Source organism: Olsenella profusa F0195, from assembly GCF_000468755.1.
GTDB lineage: Bacteria > Actinomycetota > Coriobacteriia > Coriobacteriales > Atopobiaceae > Olsenella_F > Olsenella_F profusa.
On the sequence record NZ_AWEZ01000045.1, the window covers coordinates 83473 to 104008 of the forward strand.

At 65.0% G+C, this 20536-nt stretch carries 16 protein-coding genes and 1 tRNA gene; 7 read left to right on the forward strand and 10 right to left on the reverse strand.

Annotated features, from left to right (window positions below):
* The first annotated feature begins 76 nt into the window (after positions 1-76).
* Positions 77-1918 carry an arginine--tRNA ligase gene (argS, locus tag HMPREF1316_RS06095; RefSeq protein WP_021726247.1) on the forward strand — a complete coding sequence of 614 codons (1842 nt, stop codon included), beginning with the start codon at positions 77-79 and terminating at the stop codon, positions 1916-1918.
* 64 nt (positions 1919-1982) lie between these two features.
* Positions 1983-2058: transfer RNA gene (locus HMPREF1316_RS06100), tRNA-Ala, on the forward strand.
* A 37-nt stretch (positions 2059-2095) separates the two neighbouring features.
* Here the strand turns inward: HMPREF1316_RS06100 and HMPREF1316_RS06105 are convergent.
* The 6 genes from HMPREF1316_RS06105 to serC all read right to left on the reverse strand — a co-directional run bounded on the left by HMPREF1316_RS06105 (position 2096) and on the right by serC (position 10697).
* The gene (locus HMPREF1316_RS06105) at positions 2096-2806 is read right to left on the reverse strand and encodes an HAD family hydrolase (RefSeq protein WP_021726077.1); all 711 of its coding nucleotides are present in this window, start codon (positions 2804-2806) and stop codon (positions 2096-2098) included.
* Positions 2799-5321, reverse strand: coding sequence for a tetratricopeptide repeat protein (locus HMPREF1316_RS06110; RefSeq protein WP_021726176.1), 2523 nt, complete (start codon positions 5319-5321; stop codon positions 2799-2801). Before HMPREF1316_RS06110 ends, HMPREF1316_RS06105 begins: the two co-directional genes overlap by 8 nt.
* Positions 5322-5418: 97 nt before the next feature.
* Positions 5419-6990 carry a polysaccharide deacetylase family protein gene (locus tag HMPREF1316_RS06115; RefSeq protein ID WP_021726244.1) on the reverse strand — a complete coding sequence of 524 codons (1572 nt, stop codon included), beginning with the start codon at positions 6988-6990 and terminating at the stop codon, positions 5419-5421.
* 74 nt (positions 6991-7064) lie between these two features.
* Positions 7065-8369, reverse strand: coding sequence for a DUF1015 domain-containing protein (locus HMPREF1316_RS06120; protein ID WP_021726056.1), 1305 nt, complete (start codon positions 8367-8369; stop codon positions 7065-7067).
* A gap of 8 nt (positions 8370-8377) precedes the next feature.
* On the reverse strand, positions 8378-9577 hold the full coding sequence (locus HMPREF1316_RS06125; RefSeq protein WP_021726131.1) for a 3-phosphoglycerate dehydrogenase family protein: 1200 nt from the start codon (positions 9575-9577) through the stop codon (positions 8378-8380).
* 34 nt (positions 9578-9611) lie between these two features.
* Positions 9612-10697: a 3-phosphoserine/phosphohydroxythreonine transaminase gene (gene serC, locus HMPREF1316_RS06130; RefSeq protein ID WP_021726124.1), complete on the reverse strand. Its 1086-nt coding sequence runs from the start codon at positions 10695-10697 to the stop codon at positions 9612-9614.
* 129 nt (positions 10698-10826) lie between these two features.
* Here serC and HMPREF1316_RS06135 point away from each other — a divergent pair, with 129 nt between their 5' ends.
* The 3 genes from HMPREF1316_RS06135 (at position 10827) to HMPREF1316_RS06145 (ending at position 13654) form a co-directional block, all read left to right on the forward strand.
* Positions 10827-11504, forward strand: coding sequence for an HAD family hydrolase (locus tag HMPREF1316_RS06135; protein WP_021726075.1), 678 nt, complete (start codon positions 10827-10829; stop codon positions 11502-11504).
* A 104-nt stretch (positions 11505-11608) separates the two neighbouring features.
* Positions 11609-11959, forward strand: coding sequence for a phasin family protein (locus tag HMPREF1316_RS06140; protein ID WP_021726261.1), 351 nt, complete (start codon positions 11609-11611; stop codon positions 11957-11959).
* A 6-nt stretch (positions 11960-11965) separates the two neighbouring features.
* Positions 11966-13654 (forward strand): ABC1 kinase family protein, encoded by a 1689-nt coding sequence (locus tag HMPREF1316_RS06145; protein ID WP_021726218.1) that lies wholly within the window; start codon positions 11966-11968, stop codon positions 13652-13654.
* Here the strand turns inward: HMPREF1316_RS06145 and HMPREF1316_RS14735 are convergent.
* The 4 genes from HMPREF1316_RS14735 to HMPREF1316_RS06160 form a co-directional block, all read right to left on the reverse strand.
* Entirely contained in the window at positions 13651-13803 is a 153-nt protein-coding gene (locus HMPREF1316_RS14735) for a hypothetical protein (RefSeq protein ID WP_232204458.1), read from the reverse strand. The genes HMPREF1316_RS06145 and HMPREF1316_RS14735 overlap by 4 nt on opposite strands.
* A gap of 237 nt (positions 13804-14040) precedes the next feature.
* The gene (locus tag HMPREF1316_RS06150; RefSeq protein ID WP_021726190.1) at positions 14041-16017 is read right to left on the reverse strand and encodes an ABC transporter ATP-binding protein; all 1977 of its coding nucleotides are present in this window, start codon (positions 16015-16017) and stop codon (positions 14041-14043) included.
* Positions 16010-17824, reverse strand: a complete 1815-nt coding sequence (locus HMPREF1316_RS06155; protein ID WP_051332953.1) for an ABC transporter ATP-binding protein — start codon at positions 17822-17824, stop codon at positions 16010-16012. Before HMPREF1316_RS06155 ends, HMPREF1316_RS06150 begins: the two co-directional genes overlap by 8 nt.
* A gap of 79 nt (positions 17825-17903) precedes the next feature.
* Entirely contained in the window at positions 17904-18386 is a 483-nt protein-coding gene (locus tag HMPREF1316_RS06160; protein WP_021726151.1) for a MarR family winged helix-turn-helix transcriptional regulator, read from the reverse strand.
* Positions 18387-18726: 340 nt separating this feature from the next.
* Here HMPREF1316_RS06160 and HMPREF1316_RS06165 point away from each other — a divergent pair, with 340 nt between their 5' ends.
* Positions 18727-19053 carry a hypothetical protein gene (locus HMPREF1316_RS06165; RefSeq protein WP_040651640.1) on the forward strand — a complete coding sequence of 109 codons (327 nt, stop codon included), beginning with the start codon at positions 18727-18729 and terminating at the stop codon, positions 19051-19053.
* 197 nt (positions 19054-19250) lie between these two features.
* Positions 19251-20528: an O-acetylhomoserine aminocarboxypropyltransferase/cysteine synthase family protein gene (locus HMPREF1316_RS06170; protein ID WP_021726146.1), complete on the forward strand. Its 1278-nt coding sequence runs from the start codon at positions 19251-19253 to the stop codon at positions 20526-20528.
* The last annotated feature ends 8 nt before the right edge of the window (positions 20529-20536 follow it).

Sequence of the window (20536 nt, forward strand, 5' to 3'; positions counted from 1 at the left end):
CCCGTCCCGTCTGCTAGACTTACGCAGCTGTGGCGCGCATCGGCGCGCACGACGCGTCGTCCCAAAAGGAGTATGCATGCCCGAGACACTTGAGGACCTTGTGAGACAGGCCATCACGGCCGCCCAAGCAACCGGTGAGCTGCCGGAGTTCGCGGTTGACGACTGCGGCCTCGAGCGTCCCGCGGACACCTCGCACGGAGACTGGTCCTCCACGGTGGCCATGCGCTCCGCTCGCCTCGCCCATATGGCGCCCTCCAAGATCGCCTCCGCCATCGTGGCGCACCTCCCCTTGAGCCCCGCCATCGCCACGTGTGAGGTGGCTGGTCCGGGCTTCATCAACTTCTATCTCAGCACCAGCGCACACAACGAGGTCTTCCGCCGGGTGCGCGAGGCGGGCGACCAGTGGGGTCGCTGCGACGAGGGCCATGGCCTCTCGACTCAGGTGGAGTACATCTCCGCCAACCCCACCGGCCCCCTGCACCTGGGCCATGGCCGGTGGGCCGCCATCGGCGACTCGCTATGCAACGTGCTCGAGCATGCCAACTACCGGGTGCAGCGCGAGTACTACATCAACGATCACGGCAGCCAGATGGATGTCTTCGGCCGTTCCGTCGTGATGCGCTACCTGCAGCTTGCCGGGCTCGTGCGCGACGGTGCCACGCTCGCTGCGGCGCAGGGACGCCTGCTTGCCGACCGCGAGGCCTATGTCGAGGACGAGGATGACGCCCATCCCGAGCTGCATCCTTACATGGATGCCTTCACGGAGGCATTGGGTGGCAACTCCTATGGCGGCGATTACATCATTGACCTTGCCCAGGAGCTCTATGCATCCGACGGCGACCGCTGGGTGGACGTCCCCGACGCAAGGCGCATGCCGGAGTTTCGCGAGCGCTCCTACCAGAGGATGCTGCAGCATATCAAGGACACCTGCCACAAGGCGCGCTGTGACTTTGACGAGTGGAAGAGCGAGCGCAGCTTCTACGAGCGAGACGCGTCGGGCACCTCGCCCATCGAGCAAGCCCTGGGGCGACTCGATGCCATGGGCTATGTCTACACGGACAAGAGCGGTGCCGTCTGGTTCGAATCCACCGAATTCGGCGACGACAAGGATCGCGTGCTCGTCAAGACGAACGGCGAGTACACCTACTTCGCCTCGGATGTGGCCTACACCTGGGATAAGTTCCAGCGGGTGGACTATGAGATCAACATCTGGGGTGCCGACCACCATGGCTACGTCAAGCGCGTGCAGTCGGTGGCCGAGGCCTTCGGCCACAAGGGAAGGTACGAGATCCTCCTGGGCCAGCTCGTGAACCTCCTGCGCAACGGCGAGCCCGTGCGCATGTCCAAGCGCCGCGGCACCATGATCGGCTTCGAGGAGCTGCTCGACGAGGTGGGTGCCGATGCCACGCGCTATACCCTCATCAGCCGCTCATCCAACCAGACCATCGACTTCGACATAGAGGCCGTCAAGCAGAGGAGCAATGCGAACCCCGTCTACTACGTGCAGTACGCTCACGCTCGCATCTGCTCGATCCTGCGCAGGGCCGCAGGTGTCACTCCACAGGAGGCACACGACCTGGGCATGGACGAGGTGGCGCGCCGTGCCGTCGGCGATGCGTACGACCTCTCGCTGCTGACCCATGCGTCCGAGGCGGCCCTTGCCCGCAAGGTGTCCGAGTTCCCCGAGCTCATCGCTGGCTGTGCCCGCGATCGCGCGCCGTTCCGCATCACGCACTTCTGCGAGGAGCTCGCGGGGACCTACCACGCGTTCTATGGCACCTGCCAGGTGCTGTCCAGCGCGGGGCGTCCCGTGGACGAGGCGCTTTCCAAGGCGCGCCTTGCCGCCTGCGACGCCGTCCGCATCAACCTCGCCGTGGCGCTCCGCCTCATCGGCGTCTCGGCCCCTGAGGTCATGTAGACTCGCCACGGAGGTTGACGCACGGGGCCGAACTTGGCATACTGTCCTTCGTGTGAAATCGCGCGGGGATGTAGCTCAGTTGGGAGAGCGCAGCGTTCGCAACGCTGAGGCCGAGGGTTCGAATCCCTTCATCTCCACCAGGAAACCGTAGGTGCCCCTCATGCGAGAGGCACCTTTCTAGTGCGCGGGCGGGGAGGCAAACGGGTGGGGCGTGATGTCCTCCCAGCTGTCGATCCACAGGTCAGAGACGGACTGCAGCTCCCCGACCTGTTGGATGGGGTCGCTGCTGCGCACGCCACAGGTGAGCATGCCCACCGCGTGGGCGGAGAGCACGCCCTGGATGATGTCCTCGAAGACGATGCAGTCCTTCGGTGCGGCGTCCAGGCGGCGGGCGCACTCCAGATAGATGTCGGGATGATCCTTTCCCCACGTGACCTCTGCGCCGTGGACGCGCGCATCGAAGAGGCCGTCCACGTCCACGTGCCGGATGGCATCGAGCACGGAGGGCGCGTTGGTGGTGGCAAGGCCAATGGGGATGCCCTGGGCTCTGAGCGCATGCAGGTAGGCCTCGACGCCCGGGCGGAGCGTCGCCCTTGTCTCGTACAGCGCACGGCCCATGCGGGTCCACGCCTCGCAGACCTCCTCCACGCTCTCCGAAAGGCCGTAGCGCTCGATGGTATAGCGTGCCCCTGCGGCAAAGCCCAAGACGTTGAGCGCACGTCCATAGCTTTCGTCGAAGTCGATGCCATGCGCTCCCAGGAAGGCGACGTCCACCTCATGCCAGAGATGGGCGGTGTTCGAGATGGTGCCATCGAAGTCGAAGATGGTAGCCTTGAAGCTGGGCGGCCAGAGCGATGGCGTCTGAGTCATCGCCTCACGCCTAGGCATCGGGCTCGTCCTCGAGCGAGCGTAGGATGGAGAAGATGACGTCATCGGGATAGAGGGCGCTGAGGATGCTGATGAAGTTGCGTGCGACGGGAAAGACCTCCGCATCGAGGGACGCCTTCGTGCACTCCATGAAGGTGCTGGACATCTGCTCGGTGGGCGCGACGGGAATATTGGCATCCCTGAGCACCTGTGCCACCTCGTCAAGCGACATGTTCTCGTGATAGGTGTCGGGATGGTGCGAGGCGAGCATCGAAAGCTCCATGGCCGCCATGGGGAAGGTGCCCTTCAGGACTGAGATGGCGCACATGTAGCAGGCCTCGGCGGCCAGGATGTTGCCACTCCGCCACTGGAAGTAGGCCATGCGGTAGTATCCTATCCCCACGCCCTCGGGGTCATGGGCCATCTTGAGCAGCTCGCCCAGCTCCTGCCGTGCGGCATCGTTGTCACCCGAGGACTCCAGGCAGCGCACCAGGTGTAGACGTACCCGCCGGTCAAGCGGGGCAAGCTCGAGGCATCTGCGGGCCGCCACGAGGGCACCTGCGGCGTCCCCCTCGGAGAGGCAGGCGACCGAGAGCATGAAGACGCATTCGAAGTAGCTGTCGGGCACGAGCATGACCGATGTGCCTGGCTGGGCGTAGAGGCGGTTGTAGAGCGCGCGATCGACGTAGTTGCCAAAGTAGCGCCACTGCACGCCTGCGCTGTCGCGGTAGACGCCCCGCTCGTCCACGGTAGCGAGGGCGCGCATGAGCGTCAGTCGCGCCTGCGCGGCCCTGTGCTCCTGCAGGAGCCGCTGCGCGGAACCCGCCGCCCTGGAGAGGACGTCCCCCCGCACGAACTCCTCGCCCACGGCGAAGACATCCTCCTTGAGGCTGCCATCGATGAGCCCGCGGACAGTGCGCTCCGCGGCGTCGCGCACGGTGGGGTCGGGATCATCGCCGGCGACGTCGAGGATCATGCGCACGTTCTGCTCGGTTGAGTCCCTGACGTCCGAGCTCACGAGCCGGCGCATGATGGTGGTGGCCACCAGGGCGCGCTTGTCGGCTTCCTCGATGGCGAGGTCATACACGTGGTCGCATCCCAAGGCACGGGACTGCTCCGGGGCGATTCTGCGGGCGGAGAGCGAGACGGGCTCGTGGCGCCACGGCGGGCAGAAGCGCGGCTCGCTGGGCTGGAACGCCTGCCCGACGGGCTTGAGCATGCCATTCTCGTAGCGCATCTGCGGTACGAAGCGATGGAGCGCCCGTTCTAGCTCCCCTCCACCCATGCGCTTGAGGTCGAGCGCCTGGAAGCGCCACCGGTCGAAGTCGATGGAGTAGCAACACCAGTGGCGCTTGGGCGTGTCCATGATGCCGGCAACCCACACGTGCCTGATCTTCCGCGAGGTCCTGAAGGCACAGGTGGCGAGCAGCAGGGCCAGCCTGAGCGCATAGGAGGAGGCGGCCTTGCGACGCATCTCGCGCGAGCTGGTGACCACACCCAGGTCCTGCACGTACATGGAGGAGGGAAACACCTGTTCGCCAGGCAGCCCAATCTGGATGGCCATGTTGCCGTCCGCCACGTTCACGCGGTAGTCGACCTCCAGGCGATAGGGGAGCTTGAGCGACTCGACGGCGCGTGAGAAGAGGTGTCGCACGGTCCACTCGGTGTCAGGGAGGTCTCCCTCCGGCGGCTCGTCCAGGATGTGGATGGAGGGCACCTGGGCGCAGATGGAGGAGAGGAAGCTCTGGCACAGCTGGAAGCAGTCATCCTCGTCGGGGGGCTCCTCGTCGGCAAAGTACAGGGCGCATGACCGCGCCGCATTGAGCGCCGCCTCGATCCTGATGAGCCTGAGGCGTGCGAGGTAGGCTATGCTGCCATTCCATCTGAGGTAGAACATGCCGCTGCGGCGGGGAACGACCACCTGGAACGCCGGCAGGTCCACATCGGTGGAGAAGAGCCCAGCCTCCTCGAGCATGCGGGCCGCAAAGTCCTCGAGCCCAGAGGGAAGCAGGATGCCCCCCTCACCCCTCGATGCCTGGCGCGTGCGTATGTCCCCAACCAGGAGCTTGAGCTCGGCGATGGGATCGGAGCTTCCTTCTAGGCGGTTCTCGAGGTCGGCGAGGTCGAACTGCGAGCAGGCGGGCGTCCGACGTGTCGAGGGGGAGGGCGCCGCTCCCTCGGGGCTCTCAGGCGTCGGAGACTCGTCACGGGGGAGGGAGCTTCCGGGGACGTCAGTCCCGACGGTCTCCTCCGTCGAGGTGTCGTCGGATGGGGGAGCCCCCTCGCATGCCCGTGCGACCTCAGTGGCATCGGGATGTGACGTGAGGGCGTCCGTACGATCGCCCTCGGCCGACCGCGGATCATACGGCCGAACGTGCAGGGCGAGAAGGACGCAGATCACGGCGGAGACGAGCCAGGCGACATCGGCCGTCATGCCTGCGAGGAAGACGAAGAGCGCGGCAAGGGCCATGAGCACACCCCGTGCGATGAGGGGTGCGCGCTGATGGCCCTGCTGAGCTGTGGTGTGGTACGGCATGGGACTCCTGGGACAGGGATGCTTACCCAGCATTTATACCCGAACGAGGAGCCTCGATGCGTCGGGTGGGACGTTTGCCCGGACCCCCGATCCAAGGCTACGTGTTGTCGCCGATCTCCGTGGGCCATACGGCATCGTCGGGCATCTTGGCGTCGCCCGACGCGACCTCGGTGGGGATGGAGCTGTCGGAGGCCAGCAGCTCGTCGATGGTGACCAGCTTGTAACCCTGTTGTTGGAGCTGCTCGATGATCTTGGGGAGCGCCTCCAGGTCCTGGTCGCGGTTGCCGCCACCGTCGTGCATGAGGATGATGGAGCCAGAGGTCACACCCGCCAGCGCATTGCTGACGATGGCGTTGACGCCCGGATGCTCCCAGTCCTTGGAGTCCTGGGTCCACGTGATGGAGTAGGAGATGAGGCCGTTCGTCTTGAGCCAGGTGCTCTCGAGGAAGTCGCCATACGGCGGACGCAGCATTGTGGTCTCCACGCCCGTGGCGTCCTTGATGGCGCCAAAGGACTTGGTGAGCTCCTGCTGGAGCGACGCCGCATCGAGCTTGGAGAGCTGGGGATGGGTGTCGGAGTGGCAGGCCAGCTGGTTGCCGCTGTCCACGATCACCTTTGCGAGCTCGGGGTGCTCGCGGATGTTCTGACCCAGGTTGAAGAAGGTTGCCTTGATGCCGTACCGGTTGAGGATGTCGATGTAGCGCTGGGTGTATTCGCTGGGACCGTCATCGAAGGTGAGGGCCACGAGCTTCTGGCCGTCTGTGGGTGAGCAGTTGTGCAGCGTGACGATGCAGTCCTTCACGTCCTGCGTGGTGACGTCTGCCGTCTTGCCCGACTCGGAGCCCGTGCGCGTCTCGACGGTACCCACCTGCCCCCACTGCGAGACGTAGGCGACCGATCCGGCGCCACCCTTCATGTTGAGCTTGGGCTGGATGGTCTGCGTGGTGGAGGCGTATGGCTCGGTGACGTCCGCCCCGTCAGAGATCTCCACGTTGTCACCTGCATGCACCTGGTAGGAGGAATCCTGGTCCTGGCTCAGCTCGGTGCCATTGACGGTGGCGGTGTAGGGGGTACCGGCGCCCTCGCGCATGACCTCCCCCGTGACGTCGAGGTAGTTGCCGGCCGTCACCTTGATCTGATGCCTCCGCACGAGATCGGCGATGGTCGAGCTAGGGGACTCCTGGTAGACGTCACCATTGACGGTCACGCTCACGGGGCGGGTGAGCCAGAGGAACGCACCACCGCCGGCCATGAGCGCGAGGACGATGAACACGACGATGATGGGCATGCGGTTGGACTTGCGGGAGCTCTCGCGCTCGGCCTTGGCGATGGTCTCGGGAGAGGCGTGGGAGCCGTAGTGCCGCCTGCTGGGGATATAGCCCACGGGATCCGTGTCCTTGGCGGGCCACGAGCGCCTGTCCCTTGCGTGCGCGCGCCGCTTGGGAACATAGACCGGCTGCACGGCATCGTGCGCAACGGTCGAGATGTCCGCGAACTCGTCGTCTATGGCATCCGGCTCGTCATCGATGTCGTCTGGCTCGCCCTCGTCCGCATCGATGTCGTCCACGGCTGGCACGGCGCCCAGCTCCTCGTCTCCGGATGCCCCCTCCCGGTCGTCCGGAGAGGGGGTCTCTTCCACGGGCACGTCGTGATTCCCTTTGGCTGCCATGAACGAACCATCCCTTGCATTCTTGTGAGAGGACGAAGCACATGAGTGTATGTTGACCTGCTCATACTAGCATGTCAGCGGCAGCGCGTCCAATGGGGCACACGCAACAACGATGAGGCAGGGGGCTGCCGCCCCTCGCGAATCCCCCTGATGAAGAGACCGCTCCTGAGCTTGGGCTCGAACCAGGTCGACTTGGGAGGCATGAGCATCCCCGCGTCGGAGACTGCCATGAGCTGCTCGACGGAGGTGGGGTGGAGCCAGAAGGCAACGCCGTCCGTGCCCGCCAGCCCCTCGAGGCGTCCAGGTCCCTCGATGCCGCCCACGAAGCGGATGCGGCTGCTGGTGCGCGGGTCCCTGACCTGCAGAATGGGGCCGAGCACGCGCTCCTGAAGCACCTGCGTGTCGAGGGATGCGACCGGGTCGCAGGGATCGTCCGTGCCCCTGGGCGCATGCAGCATGTGCCAGCGTCCGCCCGCATAGAGGGCGATCTGGCCCGTGCGTGCAGGCTCCCGGAAGCTCTCGGTGGGGCCATCCACCACGAAGCCCTGCGCCGCGATGCGTGCGGTCAGCTCGTCTGTGGAGAGGCCGCAGGCGTCTGCGACCACGCGGTTGTAGGGGAGCACCCTGAGCTGGCTGGCGGGAACGAGCACGGCCAGGAAGAGGTCGCTCGGAAGCGGCCCCCCCTCGCCACGGGCGCGCGCCTCCGCGCGCTGGCGCTTCCCCACGCGCACGGCGCTGGCGGCACGGTGGTGCCCATCGGCGATGTAGGCATGGGGTATGGTCGCAAAGGTGGCCCTGAGCGCCTCGACGGCGGCGGGGCGGGCAATGCGCCAGACCGTCTGGCGGACGCCCTCCTCATCCGTGAAGTCATAGAGGGGCTCTCCCGTGGCGGCAAGGTCGCAGAGGGTGTCCACGGCGACGTCGTCGTGGTACGTGAGGAGGATGGGGCCGGTCTGTGCGCCGGTCGCCTCGATGTGCCTGATGCGATCCCGCTCCTTTGCCGCGGTGGTGTTCTCGTGGCGCAGGATGGTGCCGTCCTCGTACTCGTCGATGGAACAGGCGCCCACCACGCCCACCTGCGCGTGTCCGTCCTGCTCCAAGCGGTAGAGGTAGTAGCAGGCGGCGGTGTCGTGGAGCAGCGTGCCATCGGAGGCGCGAGCGCGCAGGAGCTCCGCGGCCTTTGCGTAGACGTCCGCTGCGTACATGTCATGGTCGGGCGGGAAGGCCGTCTCGGGGCGGTCTATGGCCAAGAAGCTGTCGGGGTGGCGCTCCACGTAGGCGCGCGCCTGCGCCCGGTCGAAGACGTCGTAGGGGAGGCTCGCAAAGGAGGCGGCACGCGTCGGCGTGGGCCTCCAGCAGTCAATGGGATCCACGCGCATGGCCGCACCTACTCCCTGTGGCTCGTGATCGCGGGAGTGATGACGCGCACGCGGTAGATGCCCTCGATGGCACGAAGCCTGTCATAGGTCTCGCGATCGAGCGGGGCGTCGGTCTCCACCAGGGTGTAGGCGTTCTTGCCCTGCGCCTCGTTCCTCATGCGCTCGATGTTGACGCTCGATGCGGCGATGACGGCGGAGATCTGGCCAATCATGTTGGGCACGTTGGCGTGGAGGGCCGCAAAGCGACCGCCGCCGCGGATGGGGCCCATGTCGCAGTCGGGGTAGTTGACGGAGTTCCTGATGGTGCCCAGCTCGAGGTAGTCCCTCATCTCGCTCACCGCCATGCGGGCGCAGTTCTCCTCCGCCTCGTTCGTGCAGGCGCCCATGTGGGGCGTGATGATGGCGTGTGGCATCCTGACGGTCTTGGGCGTGGCAAAGTCGCAGACGAACGTGCCCAGCTGACCACTCTCGAGCGCGTCGGCGACATCATCCTCGTCGATGACGTCGGCGCGGGCATAGTTGATGAGCATGCCACCCGGGTTCATGAGCTTGAGCTGGGGGGCGTCCATCATGTAGACGGTGTCCTCCTTGGAGGGGACGTGCAGCGTGACGTAGTCCGCGCCGTGGCAGAGCTCCTCGAGGCTGTCCACGCGCTTCACGTTGCGCGAGAGCTGCCAGGCGTGCTCCACGGACAGGTAGGGATCATAGCCGTAGACGTCCATATCCAGGTGGATGAGGGCATTGGCCACCTTGGAGCCAACGGCCCCGAGCCCCACGACGCCCACCTTGCGGCCTGCGACCTCATGTCCCACGAAGGCCTTTTTGGTGCGCTCGGCCGCGCGTACGATGTCGGGATTCCGTGCGTTGGCGCGCACCCAGTCGATGCTGCCAAGGACGTTCCTCGAGTTGGCAAGCATCATGCCCACGACCAACTCCTTGACGGCATTCGAGTTGCCGCCCGGTGAGTTGAAGACCACGATGCCGCGCTCGGCGCACTCCTCGAGGGGGATGTTGTTGACACCCGCGCCGGAGCGCGCCACGCAACGGACGGAGGCACCCAGGTCGAGGCCGTGGATGTCGCTTGCGCGCACAAGGACGGCATCGGCCGTTGAGATGTCGTCCGTCTTCTCGTATCCCTCGCCCAGGTCGGCCACGCCATCGCGCGTGATGTCCTTGGCGATGTTGTCCAGTACCATTACGTAACGCATCCGCGTTCCCCCCTGTGGCCGTGCCGCCCAGCCCTCATGCCGCGTGCGCGGCCTCGAAGTCCCCCATGTAGGCGAGCAGCGCTTCCACCGACTCGCGTGAGACGGCATTGTAGCAGCTCGCACGCATGCCTCCCACCAGGCGATGCCCCTTGACGTTGACGATGCCACGCTCTGCGGCGCCCTCCACGAAGGCATTGTCCAGTTCCTGGGAGCCGGTCCCGAAGCAGACGTTGGAGATCGAGCGGTCCTCCCTGCGCACCGTTCCCCGGAAGAGCGCGCTCTGGTCCAGATAGTCGTACAGGAGGTTGACCTTCTCCCAGTTGCGACGCTCCATGGCGGCGAGCCCGCCCTCGTCCTCGACCCAATGGAACACCTTGCCGCTGACGTAGATGCCCCAGCAGTTGGGCGTGTTGAGCATGGAGCCCCTGGCCGCCTGCACCCGGTAGTTCAGGTAGGTGGGGCAGGCATCGATCGCGGGGCCCTTTTGGATGAGGTCGTCGCGCACGATGACGATGGTGGTGCCGGCGGGGCCCGCGTTCTTCTGTGCGCCCGCATAGACGAGCCCAAAGCGGCCCACGTCCAGAGGCTGGCTCAGGAAGCAGCTCGAGACGTCCGCCACGAGGGGGACGTCGCCCGTCTGGGGCAGGGTGCGCATCATGGTGCCGAACACGGTCTCGTTCTGGCAGACATAGACGTAGTCGAGATCCTGGTGCACGCTGGTCGGAAACGCGGGCACCCGGTCGAAGCCCGTGTCCTCGCTCGAGGCCAGAAGCTCGGCCTCTCCGTAGCGGCAGGCCTCCCCGTAGGCGCTCCTCGACCAGTTGCCCGAGACCACATAGCCCGCCCTCCGGTGGCGCATGAGGTTCAGGGGGATGCCGGCAAACTGCAGCCAGGCACCCCCCTGCAGGAAGAGCACCCGGTAGCCGTCGGGGATGCCCATCACGCGCCTGAGCGTCGCCTCCGCGTCGTCGAAGATGGACTGATAGAGTGCAGAGCGATGGCTCATCTCCATGACCGACATGCCACTGCCCTGGTAGTCGAGCATCTCGCGTGCGCATTGCTCGAGGACGGGCACGGGTAGTGCAGCGGGTCCTGCTGAGAAGTTATGCACTCGTGTCATGGGATCGACATCTCCTGCCTGGTTGTAGGGACGTAGACGTTACCTTACTATGCACACGTGTCGTTCGTGTGGCATTTTCCCGTTTGGTTACCATCACAGGCGAACCATCGAGACCCCTGGAGGCCCACCGTGCAGTCAGCCCTGACAGAGAGACTTCGCAGCAAGCGCCTCGTGGTCTTCGACTTCGACGGTACCCTCGCCGACACGAGGCCCGCCATCGTGGCCATCGCCCGGGAGGTGCTCATGGAGCATGGGCTTCCCGAGGAGCGTCTCAAGGACGTCGGCAAGCTCGTAGGGCCGCCCTTCCCCCAGGCCTTCACCATGGTCTTCGGCTACTCCGCAGAGGAGGCCCGGGTCATCACCAACGAGTACCGTGCCCTCTACTGGAGGGCGGGCGCCCGGGCTTGGCCCCTCTTCGACGGTGTGGGGGAGCTGCTCAGGGACATCCGTGCCTCGGGTCGTCTTCTGGCCACGGCGAGCTCGAAACGCCAGGCGCTCCTGGAGCGCTGCATCAGGGATGACGGGGTGTTCGACCTCTTTGACCTGGTGTGGGGCAAGCAGCATGACGATAGGGGCACCAAGGCCGAGACGCTTGCGGAGGTGCTGGGGCGCCTGGAGGTGCCTGCCGAGGACGCCGTCATGGTGGGCGACCGCCACTTTGACGTCGAGGCCGCCCGCGACAACGACGTGGCATGCATCGGGGTGGAGTATGGCCATACGGCAGAGCCCGGCGAGCTCGCGGATGCCGGAGCCGTCCGCGTGGTGGGATCCGTGCGTGAGCTGGGGGACGTCCTGCTTGGTGCGTAGCGTTCCTGGCGTGATGCGCCCCGCAACGCAACGAGGGCCATCCCAAGGGTACACTGTTGCCATACCGCGGGCATGTGGTGCCTGCGTCTACGAGAGGAGTTTCCATGAGTGCCTTTGACGATCTGGGCGAGGGTGTGCGCAAGATCTTCCTGGCCGGTGTCGGCGCCGTCGCCCTGAGCGCAGAGAAGTCCCAGCAGCTTGTGAATGACCTCGTCAAGAAGGGCGAGCTCACCGTTGAGGAGGGCAAGGCGCTCAACGAGGAGCTCAGGCATCATGCCAGCAAGGCCAGCTCCGATGCGTCCGACGCCCTCCTGAGGGCCAAGCTCAGGAGCATGACGGCCGAAGAGCGCGCCGCCTGGCTCGCCCACGCGCAGAGCATCGCGGACGGCATCGACGCCGCCCCCACCAAAGTCCCCGTCGAGGATGGGTCTGCCAGCACCGAGACGCAGGACTAGGATCCCGTGGCCACGCCCGCCGAGGAAGAGCCAGCCACAGGGGGCGACCTCTACGAGACGATTGGCCTGTTGGGGGGTCGATCGGCTCAGGAGCGCTATGGCATCACGCGTGCCACGAAGGTGGCCCGCCTGAGGGAGATACTCTCCATCGCGCGCCATTACGACATCCTGCATGGCATCACCCCCATCATGCTCCGTCGGCTGCTCGAGGAGCTTGGCCCCACCTTCGTGAAGGCTGGACAGATCCTCTCCATGCGCTCCGAGATTCTGCCCGAGAGCTTCTGCAACGAGCTGGCCAAGCTGCGCACCAACGTTGAGCCCATGGATCGCGACCTGCTTTTGGCCACGCTGCGCGCGGAGTACGAGACGCCGATCGAGGACATCTTCGACGCCATCGACGACGTGCCATTGGGATCGGCGTCGGTGGCGCAGGTGCATAAGGCGCGCCTTGTCACGGGTGAGCTCGTGGCCATCAAGGTGCAACGACCGCACGTGCAGGAGATCATGGCGCAGGACATATCCATCATGCGCTCGCTGGCCAAGCATGCCTCGGGCATGATGGGCAGCGACCAGTTCCTTGACCTCAAGAGCGTGGTGGATGAGCTCTGGCAGTCGTTCTGCGAGGAGACTGACTTCCTGGTGGAGGCGCGCAGCCTCGAGGAGTTCAAGCGCAACAACGCATCCTGCCGTTTCGTGGACTGCCCCAAGCCCTATCCGCGGCTCTGCACCGAGCACGTGGTGGTCATGGACTATGTGGATGGCATCCCCATCGGTCAGCTGGACGAGCTCAGGGAGGCTGGCTACGACCTCGAGGAGATCGGCACGAAGCTGGTTGACAACTACACGCAGCAGCTGCTTGATGACGGCTTCTTCCATGCCGACCCGCATCCAGGCAACCTCGTGGTGCAGGAGGGGAAGATCGTCTATCTCGACCTCGGGCTTATGGGCAGGCTCTCCGCCCACGACAGGGGGGCCATCAGGGACATGGTGCTCGCCGTTGCGGAGCATGACTCCGCAGCCCTGAAGGATGGCCTCCTGCGCTTCGCCGTCAGTGACGTGAGCGGCGTGGACCATCCGCAGCTGCTCCAGGATCTCGACCAGATCATCGGCTCCTATGGCATGGCGGACCTCTCCGAGCTGGATCTGGGTGCCTTCCTCAATGCGCTCATCCAGATGGCGCGCCATGATGGTGTGGAGCTGCCGGGGACCGTGACCATGTTGGCCCGCTCACTCGTGACGCTCGAGGGTGTGGCCGACCTGTTCTTGCCAAACGTGTCAATGGTCGACATCATCCGCCGGCACATCAGGAATCACTTCGACCTCCTGGATTCCCTCAGGGACGAGATGGGGGAGCTCGCACGCAGCTCGATGCGGGCGAGCAAGAGCCTGATAGGTGCCGCCGGCGATGCCTCGCTCGCCATGCACATGCTTACGAGGGGCCAGCTGCGCATGAACCTCGACCTGCCCGGTACCGAGGATCCCATGAGCGACATTGCGCATGCTGCCGATCGCCTCACGATGGGCATCGTGATCGCGGGCTTGTTCATCGGTTCGTCGATCCTGTACTACGCGCGCGTGCAGCCCATCGTGTTCGGCATTCCCGTCATCGGCATCATCGGCTACATCGTGGCGTTGGTGCTGGGACTCTGGATCATCAGCCAGATCATGAACGAGCAGCGTCATCGGAGGCGCTAGCGTGGGCCGACCTCGGACGCTCGGTCCACCGTCGTGACGGATGTGATCCGAGACTGGTCGCCGGGCGCTGCCGTGCCACTGCCATCCTGGACGGTCGTGTCCCGGGCGACGGCATCCACCGCGTCCATACCCTTTGCTGACCCTGCCAAGCGCTGCATAGTGACCATCGAGCGACATGTTGTCCGCCTGCATGATGAAGAACTGCGAGCTGCCGGAACCCGCATCGCTCGAGCGGGCCTGCCGATGGTGCCACGCACATGGGAGATGACGTTGACGACGCCGTTCTGGCTGAGCTCCCCCTTGTATGCAGAAAAAAGGAATAGTAGGGGGTCGTGAGTCACGTGCGGCTCATGACCCCCCTGTGCTGGCGGATGTGCGAGCAGCTCCTACTCCAGTTCGAACGCTCCGGTGTAGAGCTGGTAGTACGTGCCCCTCTGGGCGATGAGGTCATCGTGCGCCCCACGCTCGATGATGCGACCATGGTCCAGCACGATGATGACGTCTGAGTTGCGCACGGTGGAGAGGCGGTGCGCGATCACGAACGTCGTGCGCCCCTTCATCAGCGCATCCATACCGCGCTGGACAATCTGCTCGGTGCGGGTGTCGATGGAGGACGTCGCCTCGTCCATGATCATGACGGGCGGGTCGGCCACGGCTGCGCGGGCGATGGAGAGCAGCTGGCGCTGGCCCTGCGAGAGCTGCGCCGCATTGTCCGTGAGCATCGTCTCGTAACCCTCGGGAAGGCGCTCGATGAACGAGTCGGCACCGGCGAGCTTGGCAGCCGCAATGCATTCGTCATCCGTGGCCTCGAGACGCCCGTAGCGGATGTTGTCCATGACGGTGCCTGTGAAGAGGTTCACGTCCTGCAGCACGATACCGAGGGAGTGACGCAGGTCATCCTTCCTGATCTTGTTGATGTTGATGCCGTCGTAGCGGATCTTGCCGTCGTCGATGTCATAGAAGCGGTTGATGAGGTTGGTGATCGTCGTCTTGCCGGCACCCGTCGCGCCCACGAAGGCCACCTTCTGCCCGGGGAGGGCATACAGCGAGATGTTGTGCAGCACGATATGGTCGGGGCTGTAGCCGAAGTCCACGTGGTCGAGGACGACCTCACCTTGGAGCGGCACGTAGTTGGTGAAGCCCCTCTCCTGATGAGGGTGCCGCCATGCCCAGGTGCCCGTGTGCCCGGACGTCTCGATGAGCCTGCCCGATGTGGCATCGCGCTTGGTGCGGACCAGGGTCACGTAGCCATCGTCGGTCTCAGGCCCCTCGTCCAGGAGGTCGAAGATGCGTTCGGCACCCGCGAGGCCCATGACCACGAAGTTGATTTGCTGGGAGACCTGGCCGATAGAGCCGGCGAAGCGCTTCGTGAGGTTGAGGAACGGCACCACGATGGCGATCGTGAGCGCGCCACCGCTGATGGAGGGGTTGGGGAAGCCCGTCGTGAGGAACAGGCCACCGGAAAGCGCCACCAGCACATAGGCGAGGTTGCCCAGGTTCATGAGGACGGGACCGAGGGTGTTGCCATAGATGTTGGCGTTCTTGGCCGCCTGGAAGAGCTTCTCGTTGACCCTGTCGAAGTTCTCCTGCATCTCGCGTTCGTGCGTGAAGACCTTGACGACCTTCTGGCCGTTCATGGACTCCTCCGCAAAGCCCTCGGTGTTGGCGAGCTCCACCTGCTGCTTGAGGAAGAAGCGTGCCGAGCGGCCGCCCATGAAGCGCACGAGCCAGGTCATGAGGGCGACGACCAGCAGCACCACGATGGACAGGGGGACGGAATACCACAGCATGATGAAGAGCGTGGAGGCCATCTGCAACATCATGGTGAGCAGGTTGGGCAGCGCCTGCCCGATGAGCTGGCGCAGTGTGTCCACGTCATTGGTGTAGTGCGACATGATGTCGCCGTGCTTCGTGCTATCGAAGTAGCGGATGGGCAGGTCTTCCATGTGGTCGAACATCTGGTTGCGAACCTTCATGAGGGTGCCCTGCGTCACGATGGCGGCAAGCTGCGTCTGGGTGGCCTGTGCCGCGATGGCGATGACGTACGTGCCGATGAGCGTGAGGATGATGGGGACGATCTGCTGGGCGGCGGCGTCCCAGTTGCCAGTGGAGAAGTGCTCCCCAACGACGTCCAGCACCTGCTGCATGAACACGGAGGGCAGCGAGGTGAGGATGGCTGCCGCAAGGATGCAGACGATCATGATGGTGGTGCGCACGGGGTAGTACGTGAAGATGAGACCGATGGTGCGCTTGAACACGATGCCGGGATTGCGTGCGGCGCGGCCACGGCCACCGGACGCACCCTCGTGTCGGACGTCCTGGGATCCTGTTGCCTGCTGGTCCCTTTTGGTCTCGCTACTCATGTGCCCCGACCTCCTTCCTCGTGCCGGTTGCATCGCCTGCGACATCGGCGTCCTCCATGGAGCCCATCTTCTGATCGTGGGACTGCTTGTTCTGGGAGGTGTAGGTCTCGCGGTAGATGTCGCTCGTGCGCAGCAGCTCGTCGTGCGTTCCGATGGCGCTGATCTGGCCATTGTCCATGACCACGATGCGGTCGGCGTCCTCGACGGAACTCGTGCGCTGCGCGATGATTATCTTGGTGGTCTCGGGAATGAAGTTCCTGAAGCCCTGGCGGATGAGCTTGTCGGTCTTGGTGTCCACGGCACTCGTGGAGTCATCCAGAATCAGGACCTTGGGCTTCTTGAGCAGGGCGCGTGCGATGCACAGGCGCTGCTTCTGGCCGCCGGAGACGTTCGTGCCGCCCTGCTCGATGTAGGTGTCGTACTTCTGGGGCATGAGCTGGATGAACTCGTCCGCCTGGGCGAGCTTGCAGGCCTCGACGATCTCCTCGTCCGTGGCGTTCTCGTCGCCCCAGCGCAGGTTGTCCTTGATGGTGCCCGAGAAGAGGACGTTGCGCTGCAGGACGACGGCCACCTGGTTGCGCAGGGTGTCGAGGTCGTATTCGCGCACGTCCACCCCACTCACCTTGACGGAGCCCGTGGTGACGTCGTAGAGGCGGCTGATGAGCTGGATGAGCGTCGACTTGGAGGAGCCGGTGCCGCCAATGATGCCGATGACCTCGCCGCTCTTGATGTGCAGGTCGATGTCACGCAGTGCCATGCGCTCGGCGTGACGGGAGTACTCGAAGCTCACGTGGTCGAAGTCGATGGAGCCGTCCACCACGGTGTGGCGGGGGTTCGCGGGGCTCGTGAGGTCGGGCTTCTCGATGAGCACGGCGCAGAGGCGGCGTGCGCTCTCCTCGGACATGGTCACGATGACGAAGATCATCGAGAACATCATGAGGCTCATGAGCATCGAGAAGCCATAGGTGATGAGGGCGGACATCTGACCGACGTTCATGGTGGTGCCATAGCTCTGGATGGTGGCGCGCGAGCCAAAGAACAGCACGAAGGTGTACACGACGTCGATGGCGAGCGTCATGAGGGGCATGCCGAGGGCGAGGATGCGCTCGACATGCACGAAGTCATGGTAGAGGCCCTCGGAGGCCGCGTTGAACTTCTGCTTCTCATAGCCGCTGCGCACGAAGGACTTGACCACGCGGATGCCGCTGACGTTCTCCTCGACGGAGTCGTTGAGGACGTCGTACTTGTGGAAGATGCGGCGGAACATGGGCATGACCTTGATGGCGATGCCAAAGATGGCGGCGCTCAGCAGCACGGAGATGATCACGTACACCACGGCCATGCTGCCGCCCGTGATGAAGGCCATCACGATGGCGAAGACGATCATGAGCGGGGCGCGGATGGCGGTGCGGATGATCATCATGTATGCGAGCTGCACGTTCGTGGTGTCGGTGGTGAGACGCGTCACGAGCGAGCTCGTGGAGAAGCGGTCGATGTTGGAGAACGAGAAGCGCTGGATGGTCGCGAAGAGGTCGTGGCGGAGGTTGCGCGCGAATCCCGTGGCCGCAATGGAGCAGGTGACGCCCGCGCTTGCGCCGCAGGCGAGCGAGATGACGGCCAGGGCAACCAGGATGAGGCTGTAGTGGCCAATGGTTGCCATGTCCGCTCCCTGCTGCAGCGCATCGATGAGCTGCGCCGTGATGAACGGGATGATGCACTCGATGGCGACCTCGCCGATCACGAGGATGGGTGTGATGATAGAGTCCCTGCGGAACTCGCGGATGCTCTTGGCGAGCGTGGAGAGAATGCTTCCGTAGCTGAGCTGCTCGGCGGAGGGGTCACTCTCCGTCTGTGAGCCCCGTGCCGCTGCGGTGGTGTCTGCATTCCTAGTGCTCACAGGGTGTCTCCCTTCTGTCGTATTCCTTCTTCTGCCAGCTCTGCTCGACCCTCTCGAGGAGGCTGGCGAGCTGTTCGCGTTCTGGTGGGGTGAGGGCGCCGAGGGAATCCCGCACGAAGGCGAGGCGCCTCTCGGTCTCCTCGCGTGCGACCGTGGATCTGGTGGGGGTGAGGGCGATCTCCAGCTGGCGGCGGTCCTGCTCCGAGCGCGTGCGCGTCACCAGCCCCTCCGCCTCCAGCTTTGCCAGCACCTCCGAGAGGGCGGCCGAGCTGATGGAGTAGCTGTCCTGCAGCTCCCGCTGCGTGAGGTGCCCGCCACAGTGCAGCAGCTGCGTGAGGATGTGCTGCTTGCCGCTGCGGCCTCCTGCGTGCACGTGCAGATAGTGGCCGAAGAAGCCAAAGCTGCGCATCACGCGCTTCTCGGGCGTGCCCTCCAGCAGCCCCCACTCCCTGGAGAGGGATTCCTTGGTCAAGGGGCCCATCCTCCCTACTCGTACCTGATGAACCGTTGGCAGGATACGAGCGCGGAACGATGGATGTCAAGGTACCTAGCAAATAATCGCAAAGTACCTTCCCAATTATCTTCACATCTCCACAGTGCGGGCCGAAAGGCGCCGTGCGACCGTGACCTATCGCCTCCTGCTGCCGCGGTCGCCGGGGTGACGGCGGCTCTTCGGCGCTTGGATGCCCGTGGCTTGGCGTTGGGGCCATAGGCGGCGCCGCTGCGATTGCCATGGATGGGGGCGCGGAAACCCCTCCTTATGCAGGCGCTGGCAGAGGCTGTCGGCGCGGTGCCTGCCGCGGCAGAGCACGATGACGCGCTTGGTGCCCTCCTGTTCGAGCGAGGCGGGCATCAGCCTGTTCTTTGCCTGTGCGGAGACGGGTGGCACGTGCTGCTCCACGGTCTCGGCGATCGTACCCTTGGGTTGCGATCCTGACGCGTGCGGGGCCGCGCACGGGAGGACTCGTGTGGGCGAGGGCATCATCAAAGGGCAGCTGGGGGATGGCGGCGGCCTGCACGGGGGAGGGCGTCTCGTGGCCCAGGCCGATGACGGCGACATGCGTGACCTGAGAGAGTCCCAGTGTCTCAAAGCTGGGAGCGGTGGTCTGGGAGCGGTGGTTCATGGGTTCCTCGTCTGATAGGAGTCCGTAGGGGACTGTGGGAGTGACAAGTCTCACAGCCATACCCAGGCGGGCCAGGTGACCCGTCATCCCGTTGACAATCAACACGAAAATGTCTCCCTTGGCGTTCCCGCGCGTTCCCGAACGCGTACCATGGGATCCTGTCCACGTCGCCGTATCCCTGGGCTCGTGATTGCCCACGTAGAGGAGGCATCATGTCGAGCATTGCAACACGCTGCATTCAGGCTGGCTACACGCCTGATAACGGGGAGCCCCGCCAGGTGCCCATCGTGCAGTCGACCACCTTCAAGTACGACACCTCGGAGCAGATGGGCCGGCTCTTTGACCTCGAGGCACCGGGCTACTTCTATACGCGCCTGCAGAATCCCACCAACGATGCCGTCGCGGCAAAGATTGCCGCGCTCGAGGGCGGCACGGCGGCCATGCTCACCAGTTCGGGCCAGGCGGCCAACTTCTTTGCGGTCTTCAACATCACCGAGTGCGGTGGCCACGTGGTGGCAAGCTCGACCATCTACGGCGGCACGTTCAACCTGTTGGCCCACACGCTGCGCAAGATGGGCATCGAGACCACGTTCGTCTCGCCGGACTGCACGGACGGGGAGCTTGACGCGGCCTTCCGTCCCACCACCACATGCGTCTTTGGCGAGACCATCGCCAACCCCGCGCTCACGGTGCTCGACATCGAGCGGTTCGCCCAGGCCGCCCATGCCCATGGCGTGCCCCTCATCGTGGACAACACGTTCCCCACGCCCATCAACTGCCGCCCCATCGAGTGGGGCGCCGATATCGTGACGCATTCCACCACCAAGTACATGGATGGCCATGGCGCGGCCGTGGGCGGTACCATCGTGGACTCGGGGAAGTTCGACTGGATGGCGCATGCCGACAGGTTCCCGGGGCTCACCACGCCGGACGAGTCCTATCATGGCATCGTCTATGCCGAGAGGTTTGGGTGGGAGGGGGCCTTCATCACCAAGGCCACCTCGCAGCTCATGCGTGACTTCGGCTCCATCCAGAGCCCCCAGAACGCCTATCTGCTCAACCTGGGTCTCGAGAGCCTGGACGTACGCATGCCGCGCCACTGCGCCAACGGCATGGCCGTGGCCGAGTTCCTCGCGACCCATCCCAAGGTGGCGCATGTCGTCTATCCTGGGCTTCCCGGCGACAGCTACCATGCCCTCGCCCAGAAGTACCTGCCCCGCGGCTCCTGCGGCGTCGTGAGCTTTGACGTGATGGGTGGCCGCGCGGCGGCGGAGAGGTTCATGGCCGCGCTCAGGCTCTGCACCATCGAGACGCATGTTGCCGATTCGCACACCTGCTGCCTGCACCCCGCAAGCTCGACGCACCGCCAGATGACGGACGAGGAGCTTGGCGCGGCAGGCATCGGGCCCGCGATGGTGCGCCTCTCCTGCGGCCTGGAGAGTGCCGAGGACATCGTGGCCGACCTCGACCAGGCGCTTGCCGCGATGTAGCACGTCCC